This is a genomic window from Leisingera sp. F5 (assembly GCF_001593695.1).
Map to the genome: position 1 here is coordinate 64583 of NZ_LUKH01000005.1, position 17747 is coordinate 82329.

At 59.8% G+C, this 17747-nt stretch carries 17 protein-coding genes; 12 read left to right on the forward strand and 5 right to left on the reverse strand.

What is annotated here, in order from left to right; all coding sequences use genetic code 11:
* Nucleotides 1–4: 4 nt before the first annotated feature.
* Nucleotides 5–448, reverse strand: coding sequence for an NUDIX hydrolase (locus A2I95_RS04655; RefSeq protein WP_291728325.1), 444 nt, complete (start codon nt 446–448; stop codon nt 5–7).
* Nucleotides 449–525: 77 nt separating this feature from the next.
* Here A2I95_RS04655 and A2I95_RS04660 point away from each other — a divergent pair, with 77 nt between their 5' ends.
* The 8 genes from A2I95_RS04660 (at nt 526) to A2I95_RS04695 (ending at nt 9872) form a co-directional block, all read left to right on the forward strand.
* Nucleotides 526–1512 (forward strand): Hsp33 family molecular chaperone HslO, encoded by a 987-nt coding sequence (locus A2I95_RS04660; RefSeq protein WP_291728327.1) that lies wholly within the window; start codon nt 526–528, stop codon nt 1510–1512.
* The gene (locus A2I95_RS04665; RefSeq protein ID WP_291728329.1) at nt 1505–2113 is read left to right on the forward strand and encodes a CoA pyrophosphatase; all 609 of its coding nucleotides are present in this window, start codon (nt 1505–1507) and stop codon (nt 2111–2113) included. The genes A2I95_RS04660 and A2I95_RS04665 overlap by 8 nt, the downstream gene beginning before the upstream one ends.
* Complete coding sequence (locus A2I95_RS04670; RefSeq protein ID WP_291728331.1) at nt 2113–3264, forward strand: CCA tRNA nucleotidyltransferase; 1152 nt, start codon at nt 2113–2115, stop codon at nt 3262–3264. The genes A2I95_RS04665 and A2I95_RS04670 overlap by 1 nt, the downstream gene beginning before the upstream one ends.
* Nucleotides 3265–3484: 220 nt before the next feature.
* Nucleotides 3485–5323, forward strand: a complete 1839-nt coding sequence (locus A2I95_RS04675; protein ID WP_291728333.1) for an ABC transporter ATP-binding protein — start codon at nt 3485–3487, stop codon at nt 5321–5323.
* On the forward strand, nt 5320–7164 hold the full coding sequence (locus A2I95_RS04680; protein WP_291728335.1) for an ABC transporter ATP-binding protein: 1845 nt from the start codon (nt 5320–5322) through the stop codon (nt 7162–7164). Before A2I95_RS04675 ends, A2I95_RS04680 begins: the two co-directional genes overlap by 4 nt.
* Nucleotides 7165–7218: 54 nt before the next feature.
* The gene (locus A2I95_RS04685; RefSeq protein ID WP_291728337.1) at nt 7219–8466 is read left to right on the forward strand and encodes a class I SAM-dependent RNA methyltransferase; all 1248 of its coding nucleotides are present in this window, start codon (nt 7219–7221) and stop codon (nt 8464–8466) included.
* A 1-nt stretch (nt 8467) separates the two neighbouring features.
* On the forward strand, nt 8468–9277 hold the full coding sequence (locus A2I95_RS04690; protein WP_291728340.1) for an ion transporter: 810 nt from the start codon (nt 8468–8470) through the stop codon (nt 9275–9277).
* A gap of 67 nt (nt 9278–9344) precedes the next feature.
* Nucleotides 9345–9872 (forward strand): L,D-transpeptidase family protein, encoded by a 528-nt coding sequence (locus tag A2I95_RS04695; protein WP_291728342.1) that lies wholly within the window; start codon nt 9345–9347, stop codon nt 9870–9872.
* Nucleotides 9873–9917: 45 nt separating this feature from the next.
* On the opposite strand, the gene A2I95_RS04700 is transcribed toward A2I95_RS04695, so the two are convergent.
* On the reverse strand, nt 9918–10400 hold the full coding sequence (locus tag A2I95_RS04700; protein WP_291728344.1) for a CAP domain-containing protein: 483 nt from the start codon (nt 10398–10400) through the stop codon (nt 9918–9920).
* 170 nt (nt 10401–10570) lie between these two features.
* Between A2I95_RS04700 and A2I95_RS04705 the strand changes: the two genes are divergently transcribed.
* Entirely contained in the window at nt 10571–11188 is a 618-nt protein-coding gene (locus tag A2I95_RS04705) for a L,D-transpeptidase family protein (protein WP_291728346.1), read from the forward strand.
* 138 nt (nt 11189–11326) lie between these two features.
* Nucleotides 11327–11509 carry a hypothetical protein gene (locus A2I95_RS04710; protein ID WP_024092111.1) on the forward strand — a complete coding sequence of 61 codons (183 nt, stop codon included), beginning with the start codon at nt 11327–11329 and terminating at the stop codon, nt 11507–11509.
* Between the two features lie 78 nt (nt 11510–11587).
* Here A2I95_RS04710 and A2I95_RS04715 read toward each other — a convergent pair whose 3' ends face one another.
* The 3 genes from A2I95_RS04715 to A2I95_RS04725 all read right to left on the reverse strand — a co-directional run bounded on the left by A2I95_RS04715 (nt 11588) and on the right by A2I95_RS04725 (nt 16656).
* On the reverse strand, nt 11588–14596 hold the full coding sequence (locus tag A2I95_RS04715) for an aminotransferase class III-fold pyridoxal phosphate-dependent enzyme (protein ID WP_291728354.1): 3009 nt from the start codon (nt 14594–14596) through the stop codon (nt 11588–11590).
* A 71-nt stretch (nt 14597–14667) separates the two neighbouring features.
* Complete coding sequence (gene hemH, locus A2I95_RS04720) at nt 14668–15729, reverse strand: ferrochelatase (protein ID WP_291728356.1); 1062 nt, start codon at nt 15727–15729, stop codon at nt 14668–14670.
* A gap of 105 nt (nt 15730–15834) precedes the next feature.
* Complete coding sequence (locus A2I95_RS04725) at nt 15835–16656, reverse strand: methyltransferase domain-containing protein (RefSeq protein WP_291728358.1); 822 nt, start codon at nt 16654–16656, stop codon at nt 15835–15837.
* A 13-nt stretch (nt 16657–16669) separates the two neighbouring features.
* On the opposite strand from A2I95_RS04725, the gene A2I95_RS04730 reads away from it, so the two are divergent.
* Nucleotides 16670–17398 (forward strand): ComF family protein, encoded by a 729-nt coding sequence (locus A2I95_RS04730; protein ID WP_291728360.1) that lies wholly within the window; start codon nt 16670–16672, stop codon nt 17396–17398.
* Between the two features lie 82 nt (nt 17399–17480).
* A complete protein-coding gene (gene grxC / locus A2I95_RS04735) occupies nt 17481–17738 on the forward strand; it encodes a glutaredoxin 3 (protein ID WP_291728362.1) in 258 nt (85 codons plus the stop codon).
* Nucleotides 17739–17747: the final 9 nt, after the last annotated feature.

The window sequence follows — 17747 nt, forward strand, 5'->3', positions numbered from 1 at the left end:
TTTCTTACAACCGGGCTGCCAGTTGGGCTGCAAAATGCCGGTCGCCAGCATTGCCCAGCCGGAGGGCGGCTTCCTGCGGGGTGACCCACAGCGCTTCATGCCCTTCTTCTGCAGGCGGGCCAATCCGGCGCAATGGGCGGGCGATGTAGATATGGCAAATTTTTTCGGCCCAAAGAGCGTACTCTGGCATATAGGCAAACCGCCGGAACACACCCATCTTGCGCGGCGTGGCAATCTTCCAGCCGGTTTCCTCATAAACCTCTCTGTGCAGTGCGGGAATTGGCGACTCGCCTGGATCGATACCGCCTCCTGGCAGTTGCAGGTCTGGATGAGGAGCATACTGGCAAGTGATCAGCAGCTTGCCGTCCCGCGGCAGCAGAGCATAGGCGCCCGGACGCATCCGGTAACGCTGGCCGTTCTCCGGTGTCTTATCAAATCGCCTGATCACGGGCTGGCCCCTTCACTCCAGTATCAATTCTCCTATATAGCCCCGGTATGCCAATCCCCGGCGCGTAAGGAAACCCCATGACACTTGGTTCGAAAATCGCGTGGGACGACACCGTCCTGCCCTTCCAGCTTGATGCATCGGACATGCGCGGCCGCGTTGCGCGGCTGGACGGCGTGCTGGATGGCATCCTGAAACAGCATGATTACCCGCCGGTGGTTGAGGCGCTGGTCGCCGAGATGGCGCTGTTGACGGCACTGATCGGGCAGACGATTTCCCTGCGCTGGAAGCTGTCGTTGCAGGTGCAGTCCAAGGGCGCTGTGCGGATGATCGCGACCGACTATTACGCACCGCAAAAAGAAGGCGAAATCGGCCGGATCCGTGCCTACGCAAGCTTCGACCGTGACCGGATTACGGATAGCGACCCCTTTGATCAGGTTGGAGAAGGATACTTTGCCATCATGATCGACCAGGGCCAAGGCACCAAGCCGTACCAGGGCATCACCCCGTTGTCTGGCGGGTCGCTGCGAGCCTGTGCCGAGGCCTATTTTGCGCAATCCGAACAGTTGCCGACCATGTTCAAAATGAGCTTTGGAAAATCATCCGAGCCTGGAGTTGACGAGCATTGGCGCGCGGGCGGCATCATGCTGCAGAGCATGCCCAAAGCGTCGCCCTTTGCTGCGCAAAGCGAAGGGTCGGGTGAAGTTCTGCAGGCCAGCGATCTGGTGTCCGGTGATCAGGAAGAAAACTGGAATCGGGCCACAATGCTGTTGAATACCGTGGAGGCATTGGAGCTGATCGGACCGTCAGTGTCCCCGACCGATCTGCTGATCCGATTGTTTCACGAGGAACAACCGCGGGTCTATGATGTCCAGGCCGTTCGTTTCGGCTGCACCTGCTCCGAAGACCGGGTACGCCAAAGCCTGTCGATCTATTCTGCCAAAGACATTGGCACTATGACAAACGAAGATGGCCGGGTCACGGCGGATTGCCAGTTTTGCAGCGCGCATTACGATTTGGACCCGGAAAGCGTTGGTTTTGAAGCGGAAAACCCGCCCGGTGAGTGAGGCTGCGCAGAACCTCGCCAACAGAATTTCCGCCGCGCTGAAACACCAGGGCGGCGGCTCTTCCGACTTCGACCTCAACCCCGGTACCGTGCTGCCAGCAGGACGCAAGCTGCGGCCGGCCGGGGTGCTGGTTCCGATCTCCCTTGCGACCGACACGCCGCGGCTGATCCTGACCAAACGCTCTTCGGCGCTGAAGCATCATCCGGGCCAGATCGCTTTTCCCGGCGGCAAGGTGGATGCCGCTGACACGGACGCCTGTGCTGCTGCGCTGCGCGAAGCCTGGGAGGAAATCGGGCTGCCGCAGGAGTTGCCCCAGATTGTCGGCTGCCTGCCGGAGCATGAGACGGTGACCGGTTTTTCGGTAACGCCCGTTGTGGCACTGATCCGGGAGGAATTCACCGTGCGTCCGGAAGCGGGGGAGGTGGCCGAGGTTTTTTCCGTCCCGCTGTCTCATGTGTTGGATCCAAAAAAATACATCATTGAATCCCGCCGCTGGCGCGGCACCCGCCGCCGCTACTATACCGTTCCATACGGCTCCTACTACATATGGGGCGCCACAGCGCGGATACTGCGCGGTTTTGCGGCACGGATGGAGATGTAATGCGGATTGACCAACCCTGGTTGAAGGATCCTGCAACCCAGGCTGTTTGTGCGGCAGTCACGGCAGACGGCGCGCAGGTTCTGTTTGTTGGCGGCTGCGTGCGCAATGCGCTGTTGGGCGAGCCGGTCTCCGACATGGATGTCGCCACGGATGCGCGGCCGGAACAGGTGATGGAACTAGCGGGCCGAGCCGGGATCAAGGCGGTTCCCACCGGTATCGACCACGGTACCGTCACGCTGGTCAAGAACGGCATCCCGCATGAGATAACCACCTTTCGTAAGGATGTTGCGACTGATGGCCGCCGGGCACTTGTCGCATTTTCAACCGATATCACTGAGGACGCCCGCCGCCGCGATTTCACCATGAACGCGATTTATGCGCGTCCGGATGGCGAGATTGTCGATCCTCTGGACGGCATGGCGGATTTGCAAGAACGCCGGATCCGGTTCATCGGCACGGCTGAGAACCGCATCCGTGAAGATTACTTGCGTTCGTTGCGGTATTTTCGCTTTTACGCTTGGTACGGCGATCACACGCTGGGTTTTGACCCGGATGCGCTGGCAGCGATTGCGGCCAACCTGGAGGGGCTGGCAACGCTCTCCAAGGAACGTGTCGGGGCCGAGATGCTGAAACTGCTGGCGGCACCTGATCCTGCGCCCTCGGTTGCGGCCATGCGGCAGGCTGGTGTTCTGGCACAGATTCTGCATGGCGCCGATGACCGCGCCTTGGCGCCGCTGATTCACTTGGAGGCCGGGCGAGCTGCATCCAGCATCCGGCGGCTTGCCGTGCTCGGGGGGGAGGGCCTTCAGGAGGCGTTGCGGCTCAGCAAGGCGCAGGCCTCTCATTTGCAGGCGATCCGCGAAGCTGCGGCTGGCACAGCCGGGGGAAAAGAGTTGGGCTACAGATTGGGAGCGGAAGAGGCGCTGGATGTGCTGCTGTTGCGGTCTGCATTGCTGGAACAATCGGTTTTGCCCAATTTAGAGACTGATATCGAGTTGGGTGCAAAGGCTGTTTTTCCAGTCAAAGCCCGCGATCTGTTGCCGGACTGCAAAGGCCCGGAACTAGGGGCGATGCTGCGGAAGCTGGAGGCGGACTGGATTGCCTCGGGCTTCTCGCTCAGCCGGGAACAGCTGCTCGCCTCCCTTCGCTGACATAGAGTGTCAGCAGCGTCACAACCTTGGGGGGTGACAAAATAAAAAATCTTGCGTACGCATAAGGCAGTCACCACATGACGGGAGGAATACTGATGTATTGCGGGATCTGGTTTCTCTAACGCCTGAGACCTTGCCCCGTTTGGACGTAGGAGCCTTTGGGCGGCCTGCTGTCTTCATCTGTATTCCAAAATAATGCTCGAACGCTTGGAGCACCCGCATGTTTCGCTACTTTGAAAACCTCATTGACCCTTATTGCGCCTACCCTGAGACCAACACGCCGCCAACGCGGCTATGGCCGTTCCTGCGCGACTATTCCAGGCCGTTCAAAACCGTCTTTATCCTGACTGCGCTGATGTCGGTCATTGTCGCCGCGATCGAGGTCGGGCTGATCTACTACATGGGCCGGGTGGTGGACATCATGTCCGGCACGCCTGAGCAGGTGTGGGAGGATTATGGGACCGAGCTGGCCTTGGTTGCCCTGTTCATCCTGCTGCTGCGGCCGCTGATCCAGTTCCTGGACGTGGTGCTGCTCAACAACGCGATCCTGCCGAACTATGGCACGCTGATCCGCTGGCGGTCGCATAAACACGTGCTGCGGCAGTCGGTGGGCTGGTTCGAGAACGATTTCGCCGGCCGGATTGCCAACCGGATCATGCAGACGCCGCCCGCCGCGGGGGAGGTGATCTTTCAGGTGTTTGACGCCATCACCTTTTCGCTGGCCTATCTTGTCGGCGCGGCGGTGCTTCTGTGGGTGGCTGATGTGCGGCTGATGCTGCCGCTGGCAATCTGGTTTGCGCTTTACGGCCTCCTGGTGATGTGGACCGTCAAACGGGTCGGGCCGGCCAGCCAGGCCTCGTCGGACGCGCGCTCGACCGTGACGGGGCGGGTGGTCGACAGCTACTCCAACATCCATTCGGTCAAGATGTTTGCCCATCACGACCACGAGCTGACCTATGCCCGCGATGCGATCGAGAACACGCGCAAAACCTTTCAGGCGGAGATGCGGATCTTCACTGTCATGGACGCGGCGCTTGTCACCCTGAACGGGCTGCTGATCGTGGGTGTGGTCGGCTGGGCGGTCACGCTTTGGATGCAGGGCTCGGCCTCGGTGGGCGTGGTGGCGGCGGCCACGGCGCTGACCCTGCGGCTCAACGCGATGACCGGCTGGATCATGTGGGCACTGACCTCCTTCTTCCGGCAGCTGGGTGTTGTGGCCGAGGGGATGGAGACCATTGCCCAACCCATCGATCTGGTGGATGCGGCCAATGCGGATCCGTTGCAGCTGAGCAAGGGGGAGATCGAACTGCGCAATCTCTCGCACCATTACGGGCGTGAGGCCGGTGGGCTGGACAAGATCAGCCTGACCATTCAGCCGGGTGAAAAGATTGGCCTGATCGGGCGGTCAGGTGCGGGCAAATCGACCCTGGTGAAGCTGCTCTTGCGGTTCTACGACGCCGAAAGCGGTCAGATCCTGATCGACGGCCACGACATCCGCGCGGTGACGCAGGACAGCTTGCGCAGCCACATCGGCATGGTGCAGCAGGACAGCGCGCTGATGCACCGCTCGGTGCGGGACAACCTGCTGTATGGCCGTCCTGATGCCAGCGAGGAGCAAATGATCGCCGCCGCCAAACAGGCGCAGGCGCATGACTTCATCCTGGATTTGGAAGATCCCCAGGGCCGCAAAGGGTATGACGCCCATGTGGGTGAGCGCGGTGTCAAACTGTCCGGCGGCCAGCGTCAGCGGGTGACGCTGGCCCGGGTGGTCCTGAAGGACGCGCCGATTCTGGTGCTGGACGAGGCCACCTCGGCGCTGGATTCCGAAGTCGAAGCGGCGATTCAGGAAACGCTGTACGGCATGATGCAGGGCAAGACAGTGATCGCCATCGCACATAGGCTGTCCACCATCGCGCAGATGGACCGTATTCTGGTGATGGATCAGGGGCGTATAGTTGAAGAAGGCTCGCATGAGACGCTCTTGCAGGCGCAGGGGCTTTATGCACAGCTCTGGGCGCGCCAGTCAGGCGGTTTTCTGAACATCGAGGCAGCAGAATGAACATAGGCAATCTGATCGACGCCTTCCGCCCGGCCGATGGCCCGCCGCCGCAGCGGCTGGGGGCCTTTCTGCATTGGTGCCTGGCTGGCGCCTGGCCGATGCTGCTGCTGGCGGCGGCATTCTCGGCGCTGGCCGGCGCGATGGAGGCGGGCACGGCCTATATCCTGGGAATGGTGATCGACACAGCAATTGACAGCGGGCCTGAGCAGTTCTTCTCGGCCGGCAATGTGGCGGTGATCGCGCTGGCATTGGGATTTTTCCTGTTTGTGCGACCGGTGTTGTTCGGTTTGTCTGCAGCCTCTAATGCAATAATTGTCCAGCCCAACGTGAACCCGCTGGTGCTGTCGCGGCTGAACCGCTGGACGCTGGGCCAGTCGGTGCGGTTCTTCGACGATGATTTTGCCGGGCGGATCGCCCAGAAGCAGATGCAAACAGCGACGGCTGTCACTTCTGTCACCACTGAGATGATCAGTGTTGTAGCTTTTGCGTTAGCGTCTCTCGCCGGGTCACTGGCCTTGTTAGGCTCTATAGACTGGCGCATCACCGGCGTGTTTCTGGTCTGGCTGGTTGGCTACTTCGGGCTGATCCATTGGTTCCTGCCGCGTATCCGCAAGCGATCTGGCACGCGGGCGGGGGCGCGGGCGATGGTCACCGGGCAAGTCGTGGATTCAATTACCAACATCAAGACGGTTAAGCTGTTTGCGCATGCTGATCACGAAGAACGGACTGCCCAGGATGCCATGGTCAGTTACCGTGATAAGTCGCTGCAATTCGGTTATCTTTCGGCCAGCTTCCGGTTCTGCCTGATGTGCCTGGCGGGTATCCTGCCAGTGCTGCTGATTGGCGCGACGCTGTTTCTATGGCAGGCGGGCACAGCAACGGAAGGGGACATCGTGGCAGCCGGCGCAGTCTCGATCCGGATTGCGCAGATGACAGGCTGGGTCAGCTTCACGCTGATGGCGATCTATTCCAACATTGGTGAGATCGAAAACGGGATGAAGACTCTTTCGGCCCGCGAAAGAGTTGAGGATACGTCCGATGCCAAGCCGCTGGTTGTAAGCGAAGGCGGCATCGGTTTTGACCAGGTGGAATTCGCCTATGGCCGCGATGTGGGCGGGGTGCAGGGCATCAGCCTGAACATCAAACCAGGCGAGAAGCTGGGCATTGTCGGCGCTTCCGGGGCAGGGAAGTCAACGCTCGTTTCACTGCTTCTTCGGCTCTATGAGGGAGAAAACGGGCGCATTCTGATCGACGGACAGGATATTTCCGGTGTCACCCAGAATTCGCTGCGCAGCCAGATCGGTATGGTCACCCAGGAAACCGCCATGTTCAACCGTTCAGCCAGGGACAATATCTTGTATGGGCGGCCGGATGCGCCGGAGGAAGAATTGATCGCCGCTGCAGAGAAAGCTGAGGCGCATGAGTTCATTACCGAGTTGGAGGATGGGCAAGGCCACAAAGGTTATGACGCTTTTCTGGGTGAGCGCGGTGTGAAACTCTCGGGCGGGCAGCGGCAGCGGATTGCTCTGGCCCGGGCTATCCTGAAGGACGCGCCCATTTTGGTTTTGGACGAGGCAACTTCGGCGCTGGATTCCGAGGTGGAAGCGGCCATACAGGCCGCGCTGCACCGGGTGATGGAAGGTAAAACGGTGCTGGCTATCGCCCACCGGCTGTCGACGCTGAGCGAAATGGACCGGATCATTGTGATGGAAAAAGGACGGATTGCTGAAAGCGGCAACCATGACGAGCTGTTGGCGAAGGCCGGGCTCTATGCTGCCTTTTGGGCGCGCCAGTCCGGCGGCTTCATCTGTACGGATGAAAACAAGGCAGCTGCTGAGTAAGAAATCCGGCGCATTTTGCTTTTGCTGACCGGCTTGCCGCTGTAATGAGCGGCTATGACTGACGCAGCCAGAATTACAGCAATGATCAGCCGGCTAGGCCATCAAGGCGATGGCGTGGCGGATGGCCCCTTGTTTGCCCCGCGCACTCTGCCGGGGGAAACCGTATCAGGTTTCGCGGAGGGCAGCCGCCTGACCAGTATCCGGATCGAGACCCCATCCGAGCACCGGGTGCAGCCGCCGTGCCGCCACTACAAATCTTGCGGCGGTTGCCAGTTGCAGCACGCAAGTGACGGATTTGTGGCTGAGTGGAAATCGGAAGTCGTGCGCACCGCGTTGACGGCACAAGGGTTGGAGACTGAATTTCGCCCGATCCACACCTCGCCGCCTTACTCCCGCCGCCGCGCCACGCTGGCAGTTCGGCGTACCAAAAAGGGTGCGATGGCCGGATTTCATGGTCAGGCGTCGGATGTGATCACAGAAATTCCCGAGTGCCAGCTGCTGGAACCTGCGTTGAAGGCCGCTATTCCCGTTGCAGAGGCGCTGGCGGTGGCCGGGGCAAGCCGGAAGACACCCTTGGCCGTGACGGTTACCACCTCGGACGCTGGGCTGGACATGCTGGTCAGGAACGGCAAGCCGCTGGACGGACCATTGCGTATCAAATTGGCGCAGCTTGCAGATCAATACCGGATTGCCCGGTTGACCTGGGACGAGGAACCGGTTGCGATGGAACAGCCGCCGGTGCAACCCTTTGGCGCGGCACGCGTTTGCCCGCCGCCGGGGGCTTTCCTGCAAGCCACCCGGGAAGGTGAGGCAGCGTTGCTGGCAGCGGTTCAGGAAATAACATGCGGAGCCAAACGAATAGTCGATTTGTTTGCTGGCTGCGGCACCTTCACCCTGCCTTTGGCGCAGACCGCCGAAGTGCATGCGGTGGAGGGTGAACGTTCAATGCTGGAAGCTTTGGATGCAGGCTGGCGCAGGGCGGCGGGTCTGAAGAAAGTCACCACCGAAGTCCGCGACCTGTTCCGCAATCCGTTGCTGCCCGAAGATTTGAACCCGTTTGGTGCTGCCTTTGAAGCTGCCGTGATTGATCCGCCGCGCGCAGGCGCTGAGACACAAACTGCCCAGTTGGCCAAAGCCCGAACACCTGTGATCGCCTATGTCTCCTGCAATCCGGTGAGCTTTGCCCGCGATGCCAAGGTGCTGGTTGCGGCGGGTTACAGCCTTGACTGGGTGCAGGTTGTTGATCAGTTCCGCTGGTCGGCCCATACCGAACTGGTTGCGCGATTTACCATGAAAGACTGAGATGACCGATACCCCTGCGTTCACCCCGACCCGCCGCCTGGCAGCCATTCTGGACAGTGACCGGTTCGGCCGGTTTATTACCGCTGTCATCCTGGTCAATGCGGTCACGCTGGGGCTGGAGACCGCCCCATCTGTCATGGCCAAGATTGGCGGTCTGATTCACCTGATCGACTACATTTGCTTGTCTATTTTTGTGGTGGAGATACTGGCCAAACTCTTTGTGCGCAGGCTGCGGTTTTTCCTGAGCGGCTGGAATGTATTCGATTTCGTGATCGTCGGCATCGCGCTGGCACCGGGGACGCAAGGGCTGTCAGTGTTGCGGGCGCTGCGTATCTTGCGGGTGTTGCGGGTTATTTCGGTTGCACCGCGCCTGCGCCGGGTGGTCGAGGGGTTCATCACCGCACTGCCGGGGATGGGATCGGTTTTCCTGCTGATGGCGATTATTTTCTATATCGGCTCTGTGATCGCAACCAAGCTGTTCGGCCACGACTTTCCGGAATGGTTCGGCGATCTGGGCCGCAGTGCCTATTCATTGTTCCAGATAATGACGCTGGAAAGCTGGTCGATGGGTATTGTGCGGCCAGTTATGGAAGTGCATCCGTATGCATGGGCGTTCTTTGTGCCGTTCATCATGGTGACGACTTTTGCTGTGGTAAACCTTCTGGTTGGCCTGATCGTGAACTCCATGCAGGATGCCCATGGCGAAGAAGAAGTGGAACGCACCGATGCCTATAGGGACGAAGTGCTGAGCCGACTGGAAGCGATTGAACAGAGGCTAGGCAGTCAATCGGCCCCGGACAGGAAATTGTGAATTTCCTTAACAGGCAATTCGCGGTAAAGGCTGAATAGAGGCAAAAAAAGAAATACAGGCTTTGAGAATGGACAGAAGGGCATTTGGTTTCGGTGCGGCCGCGAGCCTTGCGCTGGCTGGTTGCAGCACCTCCGGCGGCGCAGTGAGCCGGTTTCACTCGTATGACGGGCCGCAAGTGACTTCGATTGTGATCAACAAGGGTGCGCGTAAGCTTTACCTGATGCACAACGAAGACATCCTGCGCGAGTATGAGGTTGATCTGGGGTTCGCACCATTGGGGCACAAGGCGTTCGAGGGTGACGGAAAAACACCTGAGGGCACGTATGTTATTGACCGGCGCAATCCCAACAGCCGCTATCATCTGTCGGTCGGAATCTCTTACCCGAACAGTCAGGACCGGGCCAATGCGCATGCTCAAGGCAAGCGTCCAGGCGGTGAGATTTTTATTCACGGAGAGCCGAACAACGGCAAGGAGCGCAAACGCGCAGCCCGGGTTGATGATTGGACCGCGGGTTGTATTGCGGTGTCTAATGAAGAGATCGAAGAGATCTATGCCATGGTGCAGGACGGCACGGCCATCGCTTTGCGCCCCTGAGTTCCTGCCAAGGCCTGGCGCCGTGCTGATGCACGGCGCGGTGGCTTAGCTGCCCATAACCATTGTCCACCAGATTTTACCATTCGGCTCCTGAAACCAGGAGAAGCCCATGTTTACGGCTTTTGGGTCGAGAATCACGGCGCGAGTGGCCGGGCGTTCCAGCCAAGCGGACAGGGTCTGCTGCTCGTTCTCGTATGTTTCAGAGATGTTTTCCCCCAGAAGCGAGCCGGTGTATCCAGCACGTGACACCCGGTCCAGCGGCGAGGAGCCGTCGGATCCAAAATGCCAGGGCCGGTTTTGCACTGACATGTCCCGGGAATGGGTCGCCGCCGCCGCGGTCAGCTCGGCATTCAGCTGCACAGCTTGTGCGCCGGCTGCCTGACGCAGCGCATTGACGGAATCGAGCATCCGGATCTGCACTTTGTCTGCGTTTCTAATACGGTATGTGCTGCCGGATTCTGTTGCGGGCGTACATGCTGCCGCCAAAGTTACAAAGGCAGCAGCTATCAGCAGAAAAACACGTTTCATTTTGCTCTCTCGCTCCGTCGGTTGCTGATGCACTTATCCTTCCTGTGGCAGAGGTGCAAATGGACCGGCAGAAATATGCAGACCTGCCTGTCGGATTGATTTGCGACTGCGGCTTTCCGGCCATAAAATGGCTCAACCTTTGATCCTGATTGCGCAAGTTGGAAAGAGTGATGCCCCCAAACCCCTTTGATACCCTCAGCAGGCGGCATTTTCTTGCCGGCAGCGCTGCATTGATCTCCTCGCCAGCCTTGGCGCAAGAGACCGGCGACGAGACGCAGCAGGCCTTTGATCCGTTGCGCCCGCCGCCAGAGCCGGAACCGCCTGTCCAGCGCAACATATCTGCATTCCGGGCCAAATCCTGGAGACCATATTTTGATAATCTGCGGAACGGGGCGATTCTGGTCGATATCGACAGCCGGGCTCTGCACTACTGGTCCCAGGATGAAAACGTTTACAAACTGTTCCCGTCTTCGGTGCCGCTGTCCGATGATCTGACCCGCCGCGGCCGGACCAAGATCGTTCGAAAAGTTGAAGGTCCGGGTTGGGCTCCAACCCCTAATATGCGCAAGCGCAACCCAGAGTGGCCTGCGTTCATTCCGCCGGGGCCGGATAATCCGCTTGGCACCCATGCGCTGTATCTCGGCTGGAAGTACTACCGCATCCATGGAACCCACGATACGCGGAAAATCGGCCGCAAATCATCGAATGGCTGCATCGGGCTTTACAATGAACACATCGCCGATTTGTTCAGCCTGACCAAAGTCGGCACGCAGGTGTTGCTAATTTGACGACACGTGGCGGGGCGCTAAGCTGTTAACTATAACAAGCAATTGCAATTCCGTGGTTTTGCTGGTTAGAAAAAAATACGAGATAAGTCTTGGGTGCGTGGTTCAGTTGTATGATCCGTGCGAATTCTGGAGGTTAACATGAAAAAACTCGTTATCGCTGCTGCGCTGACTGCTGCTGCTTCGACCGCCACTGCTGGCAACCTGTCCGAGCCGGTTGTAGAACCGCCGGTCATCGTGGAAGAAGCTCAGGGTTCTTCCAGCGGCATTCTGCTGCCGCTGCTGCTGCTGGTTCTGGTCGGCGCAGCTGTTGCATCGAACTAAGTTCGGTACACGGTTACAGAAAAGGCGGTGGTTTTCCACCGCCTTTTTTGTTGCCTGATTGAAGTGCAGAGCGGGCCGTCAGGCCGTCTCCAGTTCTGCCAGAGTGCGGTCCAGCACGCTGACAATCATCTTGGCATCTTCTGATCCGATGCTCAGGGGCGGTCTGATTTTCAGGATGTTGTCCTTAGGGCCCTCGCTGCCGATCAGGATACGGTGATCCCGCATCCGGTTCTTGACGTATGCGCAGATTTCCGTGGCTTCGGAGCCGTTCGGGGTTATCAGTTCCAGTCCCAGAAACAGGCCCATGCCGCGCACATCGCCGACGCAGGCGTATTTTTGTTCCAGCGACCTCAGCCCCTCTATCAGCTGAGCGCCGATGGTTCGGGCATTCTCTTGAAGATTTTCATCATCGACAATATCCAGCACTTCCTTGCCGATCCGGCAGGACAGCGTTGAGCCGCCGAAGGTCGAGAAGAACTCGATCCCATTGTCAAAGCTTTCAGCGATTTCCCGGGTGGTGGCCAGCACGCCCAGAGGATGGCCGTTGCCGATTGGTTTGCCCATCACAACGACGTCGGGCAGCGCGCCCTGATGTTCGAAACCAAAGTAACATTCGCCCAGACGGCCCAAGCCGGTTTGCACTTCGTCAGCAATGCAGACACCGCCTGCCGCGCGGATTTTCTCATAAACTGCGGGTAGATACCCCTTTGGCGGGATGATCTGGCCACCCACCGAAGGGAAGGTTTCGGCGATGAAGCCGGCAACACCGTGGCCCTTTTGCTGCAGCTTTGCGATGGCGGGATCCACCAGATCCGCAAATCTCTGTGCCCGGTCCGGGTCGCCGCGGCGGAAGGAGCCGCGGTAATCATCTGCGACTTCGACCAGTTCCACCCAATCCGCCTGCCCAACGCCGCCGGGTTTGTTGAACTTGTAGGCAGAGATGCCGATCGCGCCGGTGGTATTGCCATGATAGCCGTGATCGGGCGTCACCATGCCTTTGGCGCGGGTATGGGCGCGGGCCAGGCGCAGGGCCAGTTCATTGGCCTCGGTGCCCGAGTTCACGAAGAAGCAGACTTCGAAATGATTGGGCAGTTTTGACAGCACCTTGCCGGCAAAGGCGGTTTGCGCCGGATGAAGGTAGCGGGTGTTGGAGTTCATTCGTTTCAGCTGGTCCGCGGCAACTGCCTGGATGCGCGGATGGGCGTGGCCCACATGCGGAACATTGTTATAGGCGTCCAGATAGGGGCGCCCCCATTCGTCAAACAAATGGTGCTTCCAGCCCCGTACGAGCATCACCGGATCGGTGTAGGTAAGGCTGAGGTTGCCGCCGAAATGCGCACGGCGGCGGGCCAGGACCTCGTCCTTGTCGGTGGGGTGATAGCGCAGCTTTTCATCCGGCAGGTTCAGCAGTGCTGCCGGGTTCGGGCAAACCGCGCGCCACAGGTACATCTCATCCGGGTCGCCAACACCGGGCCAGTCGGCCTCTATGCCTTCGGTGGTCAGGGCCAGCTGGAAATGCACATGCGGCGCCCAGCCGCCGTTCTGGCTGGGATCGCCCAGACGGCAGAACTCCTCGCCCTTTTTCACCACATCACCCGGTTGCAAACGATCCAGGAATTCCGGATCCAAATGGCCGTAGAGGGTAAAGAACGGATCGCCCTCAGGCGTTTCATGGCGCAGGATGATCACCCCGCCGTAGTCCAGATGCCCGTCCCGGTATTCAGCCGCAAAGACCTCGCCGCGCAAAGGTGCAAACATCGGCGTGCCGACCGGGGCAAAGGCGTCCACGGCCAGATGAACGGTGCGGCGGTCACTTGCCGTATACGGGCCTTTGCGGAAGGCCAGGTCAGTGTAAACCAGCCGGGGTTCGTGATAGTATCCGAGCCAGATACGCCCCTGATCCTCGAATTCCTCTCCAACCCTGGCTGCTTCCTCCAGCGGCATGTGGAACGGGTTCTGCGGCCAGGTGGAGTGTTCCACCGACAGCGAGCCCATCGGCGCATCCGACAAGTCCTTGCCCATCAGCGGCGCGAAATCGCCGCGTTCCTGCTCCAGCCAGGCCAGGACCCGGTCGGCACCTTCGACCACTGGCATGCGGCAGGCCGCGCGCAGCCGGGCGGTCAGCAATCCGACGTGCAGTGCGTTGCCCTCCAGGAACCGCCAGGCCGGCGCCTGCGAGATCGTCACATAGGGGTCATCCGGATTGTCCGCTGCCATCATGGTGGAATTGACAACACTTACCGCCAGCCGCGCGCGCAGCAGCGGCCAGACCATGTTCACCTCGGCAGGCGTCAGCGGATAAACCTCGTGATACCCCGCAACCAGTGCTGCCAGTGCCGCCTCCGGCGCCGGGTGGTCCAGCACGATATAAGCCGCAGCAATGGCCAGATCGCAGATCCTAGGTGCGGCACACATGTCGCCAAGGTCGATCAGGCCAGAAACCACTCGCGGTTCGCCTAGAACACCTGCCACCATGATGTTGTAGTCGTTGGCGTCGTTGTGGATAGCTTGCTTGGGCAACTCCGCCAGATCAGGCTCTAACTTGACAAAATCTGCGGAAATCCCTTTAAGAATCGCACGGCGCCCGGGATCGGTGATGCAGATGAGCTGATCCGTGATCCAACCGGCGCGCGTCAGGTCCCATTTGAAATCACGTTCCAGCCCTTCGTGCCGGAAGTCCGCCAGCGCCTTGCCTGAGCCGCCCAGAACCTTACCAATCTCATGGATCAGCGCATCGCATTTCGGCTCTGCCTTGGCATAGCAGCGACCGGGTAGCTGGTTCAGCAGCCAGACCAGCCGGTCCTGGCCGTCTTCATCCGGGAGAGTCAGCAGAGACTGGCCGCTGGCTGCTGCAATCACCCGCGGGCAGGGCAGATCGGGCTGGCGCGCGGCGATATGCTCAAACGCCTGCACCTGCATGTCGACCAGCCAGGTTTCGCAGCCGGGGCGCATGGCCTTCAGGATATAACCTTGGCCATCCCTCGCATTGGCTAGGAAGTTCAGGTCATATTCCCCATCCAGGCGGCTCAATTCCGCCTCGATGCCCCAATGCTGTTTCAGGGCGGCGGCCCAATGCGCAAGCGTCATCCAAACTCTCCCCGGTCTGCCGGAGTACCCGGCGATCCAATATTGGATCCTATTTGAACCGGGAGAGCGCTTTAGTCCAGCCAGCCTTGCAGATTCTGCTCGATCACACCTGCCAATGCCGCAACGTGATCATTATCGTCGTTGAGGCAGGGAATATAAAGAAAGTCCTCACCGCCCGCGTGCTCAAAGCTCTCGCGGATTTCTTCGTTGATCTCTTCCAGCGTCTCGATGCAGTCGGCGGAGAAGGCGGGAGCGATCACTGCGATGTTTTTCTTGCCCTCTTTGGCAAGGGTGGCGACGTGGTCCACGGTGTAGGGTTTCAGCCATTCCTCGGGGCCGAACACCGACTGGAAAGTGGTGGTGATCCGGGTGTCGTCCCAGCCCAGCCGCTCCTTCAGCAGCCGCGTCGTTTTCTGGCACTGGCAATGATAAGGGTCGCCCTGCATCAGATACCGCTTCGGCATCCCGTGATAAGAAACCACCAGGATATCGGGCCGCTTTTCGGCCTTGGCATAGGACTCCTCCACTGATCGTGCCAGAGCATCGATATAAGCGGGTTGGTCGAAATAGGGTTCGATCGTGCGTGCGGCGGGCTGCCAGGGCTCCTCCATCAGCGCGCGGAAGAACTGATCGTTGGCAGTGCCGGAGGTGGCGCCGGCATATTGCGGGTAGAGCGGCGCAAACAGGATTTTCCGGCAGCCGGCCTCGACCATTTCCCGCACCTTGGACTTGGTCGAAGGGTTACCATAGCGCATGCAGAAATCGACCATCACCTGATCGCCATAGCGCTCGTTCATCGCCAACGCCATTTTGGCGGTTTGTTCTTTGGTGATAGTCATCAAAGGGCTTTCGCCCTTGCCGTGGTTCCAGATCGATTTGTAAGCGGCGCCCGAGGAGAACGGACGTTTGGTCAGGATGATCAGCTGCAGCAGCGGTTGCCACTTCCACGAGGGATAGTCGATCACCCGTTTGTCAGACAGGAACTCGCTCAGATACCGGCGCATGGGCCAATAGGAGTAGTCATCCGGTGTGCCAAGGTTTGCCAGCAGGATGCCGACCTTCTCTGCCGGGATCTTGGGGTGATCGGCAGGGGCGTGGGCAGGGCATTTGGCGGTCCGGGCGGCGTCCAGCATGGGCAGGTCCTGTGGGATTGAGAATTCTGTTGTTTGCGGGAAGTTACTGTCTTTACGCACAGAAGGCCAATTGGATCACATTGGCGCAGCCATAGCGGAAACTTATCATGGTTTGAGCTTGGTTTCCGGTACCTTCAGCGCATCGGCCAGGCGCATCTGGGCAGAGCCGGGACGCAAGGGTTTCTGCTGGCTGTCCGACGGCGACCAGCCGGTAAGGCAGACCAGCTCAAATGTTGCTGGCAGCCGGTCGTCAGCAGTTGCAAAGTGCTCGCGGTAGATGTGATCGGCCAGCTGGAACAGGGTTCGCGGTGCCGGGCGCTTCAGGCGCTGGGCGAGGGCGTTGGTTTCTCCCATGCCGCGCAGGTCGTGGATCAGGTGGGTCAGATTACGGTATACGGCAGTCAGCGGCACCAGGTCAGCCACCGGCAGGGCAAAACCGGCGCGTTGCAGCAGCCCGCCCAAATCGCGGATTTCCCCCATTGGTGCAACCCGCGGCGAAAGGCCACCCAGAACAATGGTCTCCGCTTCGGCTATTGCCGTGCGCAATTCGTGCAAGGTATGGCCGCCAAGCATCACAACCAGCAGAAGTCCGTCCTCCCTCAAGGCACGGTGGCATTGGATCAGCTGGCCAACCGGGTCATTGGCCCAATGCAGGCACATGGCGTGGATCACCACATCATGCGCACCTTCTTCCAGAGCCAGGATATCGTCATCCGGCACCACAGCTGCGTCAGGCAGAAACCCCTCCCAGACTTCCGGGAAAGGGCAGACAACGGCAGGCGCTGTAAAGGTTCTGTTAACCATACTCAGGCGATCCTCGGCCTCATCCCGCGCCATCTGGTGCAGGAACAACGCATCCGGGCGCCGGCGGGTGCGGCGGGCTGCCAGGGTGCGGCGGTCGAAAAGCTGTGCGGGTGCTTGTGTCATGGGAGCTATCTAGATGTTGCTGGCCAGGATTCAAACCGCTGTTTCGCTGATCTACCCGCCGCAATGCATGGGCTGCGGGGGGCTGGTTGGCAGCGACTTTGGCCTGTGCGGTTCTTGCTGGGCTGAGATGCATTTTATCAGCGGCACGGTCTGCGAGGGCTGCGGCGCTCCGCTGCCGGGGGAGGCGGACGGCTTCCGTCTGGAATGCGACAGCTGCCTGCGCCATCCGCGTCCTTGGAACCAAGGGCGATCTGCTCTGCTCTATGAGGGGCAAGGACGCAAACTGGTTTTGGCATTGAAACACGGGGACCGGACGGAAATTGCGCTCATGGCTTCTGGATGGCTGGAGCAGTCGGTGCAGCCGTTGCTGAAGGGCAGCCCGTTGATATGCCCGGTACCGCTGCATTGGACCCGGTTGCTGAAGCGCAAGTACAATCAATCGGCACTGCTGGCGGAGGGACTGGCCCGCCGCACCGGTCTGGAACATTGCCCGGATCTGCTAAGACGGACCCGGCAGACGCCTGTGCTGGAGGGCAAGACGCGGGATCAGCGTTATCATCTATTGGGTCCGGCAATTGCAGCGCATCCTGCACGCCGCAGCAGGATGAAAGACCGTGTTGTTCTGATCGTGGATGACGTGATGACGTCCGGTGCCACTCTTAGTGCCTGCACCGATGCCTGCTTGCAGGCAGGTGCAGCAGAGGTTCGGGTTGCAGTGCTGACCCGGGTCACGCAAGCGTGAGGCAGCCTGCGCGCCTCTGGCAATTGTTGCAATGAATACCCAATTCCTCCACAACCTTCGAAACCAGAACATGGGGTCCTGAATGAATACCGTTGAAATTTACACCTCGCCGCTGTGCGGTTTTTGCCACGCTGCCAAGCGTCTGCTGAATCAGAAGGGTGTTACCTTTTCGGAAATCAACGTGCTGGCGCAGCCGGACCGCAAAGCTGAAATGATCCAGCGCGCGAATGGGGGCCGCACGGTGCCGCAGATCTTTATCGGCGAGACCCATGTCGGCGGCTGCGATGAATTGTATGCGCTGGAGCAGGCGGGCAAACTGGATCCGCTGCTGGCGGCGTGAACCCGGAGA

Excerpts from the sequence above, each read along its gene's own strand:
- A2I95_RS04660 (WP_291728327.1), top strand. The coding sequence starts at position 526 with ATGACACTTGGTTCGAAAATCGCGTGGGACGACACCGTCCTGCCCTTC.
- A2I95_RS04670 (WP_291728331.1), top strand. The coding sequence starts at position 2,113 with ATGCGGATTGACCAACCCTGGTTGAAGGATCCTGCAACCCAGGCTGTT.
- A2I95_RS04675 (WP_291728333.1), top strand. The coding sequence starts at position 3,485 with ATGTTTCGCTACTTTGAAAACCTCATTGACCCTTATTGCGCCTACCCT.
- A2I95_RS04680 (WP_291728335.1), top strand. The coding sequence starts at position 5,320 with ATGAACATAGGCAATCTGATCGACGCCTTCCGCCCGGCCGATGGCCCG.
- A2I95_RS04685 (WP_291728337.1), top strand. The coding sequence starts at position 7,219 with ATGACTGACGCAGCCAGAATTACAGCAATGATCAGCCGGCTAGGCCAT.
- A2I95_RS04690 (WP_291728340.1), top strand. The coding sequence starts at position 8,468 with ATGACCGATACCCCTGCGTTCACCCCGACCCGCCGCCTGGCAGCCATT.
- A2I95_RS04695 (WP_291728342.1), top strand. The coding sequence starts at position 9,345 with ATGGACAGAAGGGCATTTGGTTTCGGTGCGGCCGCGAGCCTTGCGCTG.
- A2I95_RS04700 (WP_291728344.1), bottom strand. The coding sequence starts at position 10,400 with ATGAAACGTGTTTTTCTGCTGATAGCTGCTGCCTTTGTAACTTTGGCG.
- A2I95_RS04705 (WP_291728346.1), top strand. The coding sequence starts at position 10,571 with ATGCCCCCAAACCCCTTTGATACCCTCAGCAGGCGGCATTTTCTTGCC.
- A2I95_RS04710 (WP_024092111.1), top strand. The coding sequence starts at position 11,327 with ATGAAAAAACTCGTTATCGCTGCTGCGCTGACTGCTGCTGCTTCGACC.
- A2I95_RS04715 (WP_291728354.1), bottom strand. The coding sequence starts at position 14,596 with ATGACGCTTGCGCATTGGGCCGCCGCCCTGAAACAGCATTGGGGCATC.
- hemH (WP_291728356.1), bottom strand. The coding sequence starts at position 15,729 with ATGCTGGACGCCGCCCGGACCGCCAAATGCCCTGCCCACGCCCCTGCC.
- A2I95_RS04725 (WP_291728358.1), bottom strand. The coding sequence starts at position 16,656 with ATGACACAAGCACCCGCACAGCTTTTCGACCGCCGCACCCTGGCAGCC.
- A2I95_RS04730 (WP_291728360.1), top strand. The coding sequence starts at position 16,670 with ATGTTGCTGGCCAGGATTCAAACCGCTGTTTCGCTGATCTACCCGCCG.
- grxC (WP_291728362.1), top strand. The coding sequence starts at position 17,481 with ATGAATACCGTTGAAATTTACACCTCGCCGCTGTGCGGTTTTTGCCAC.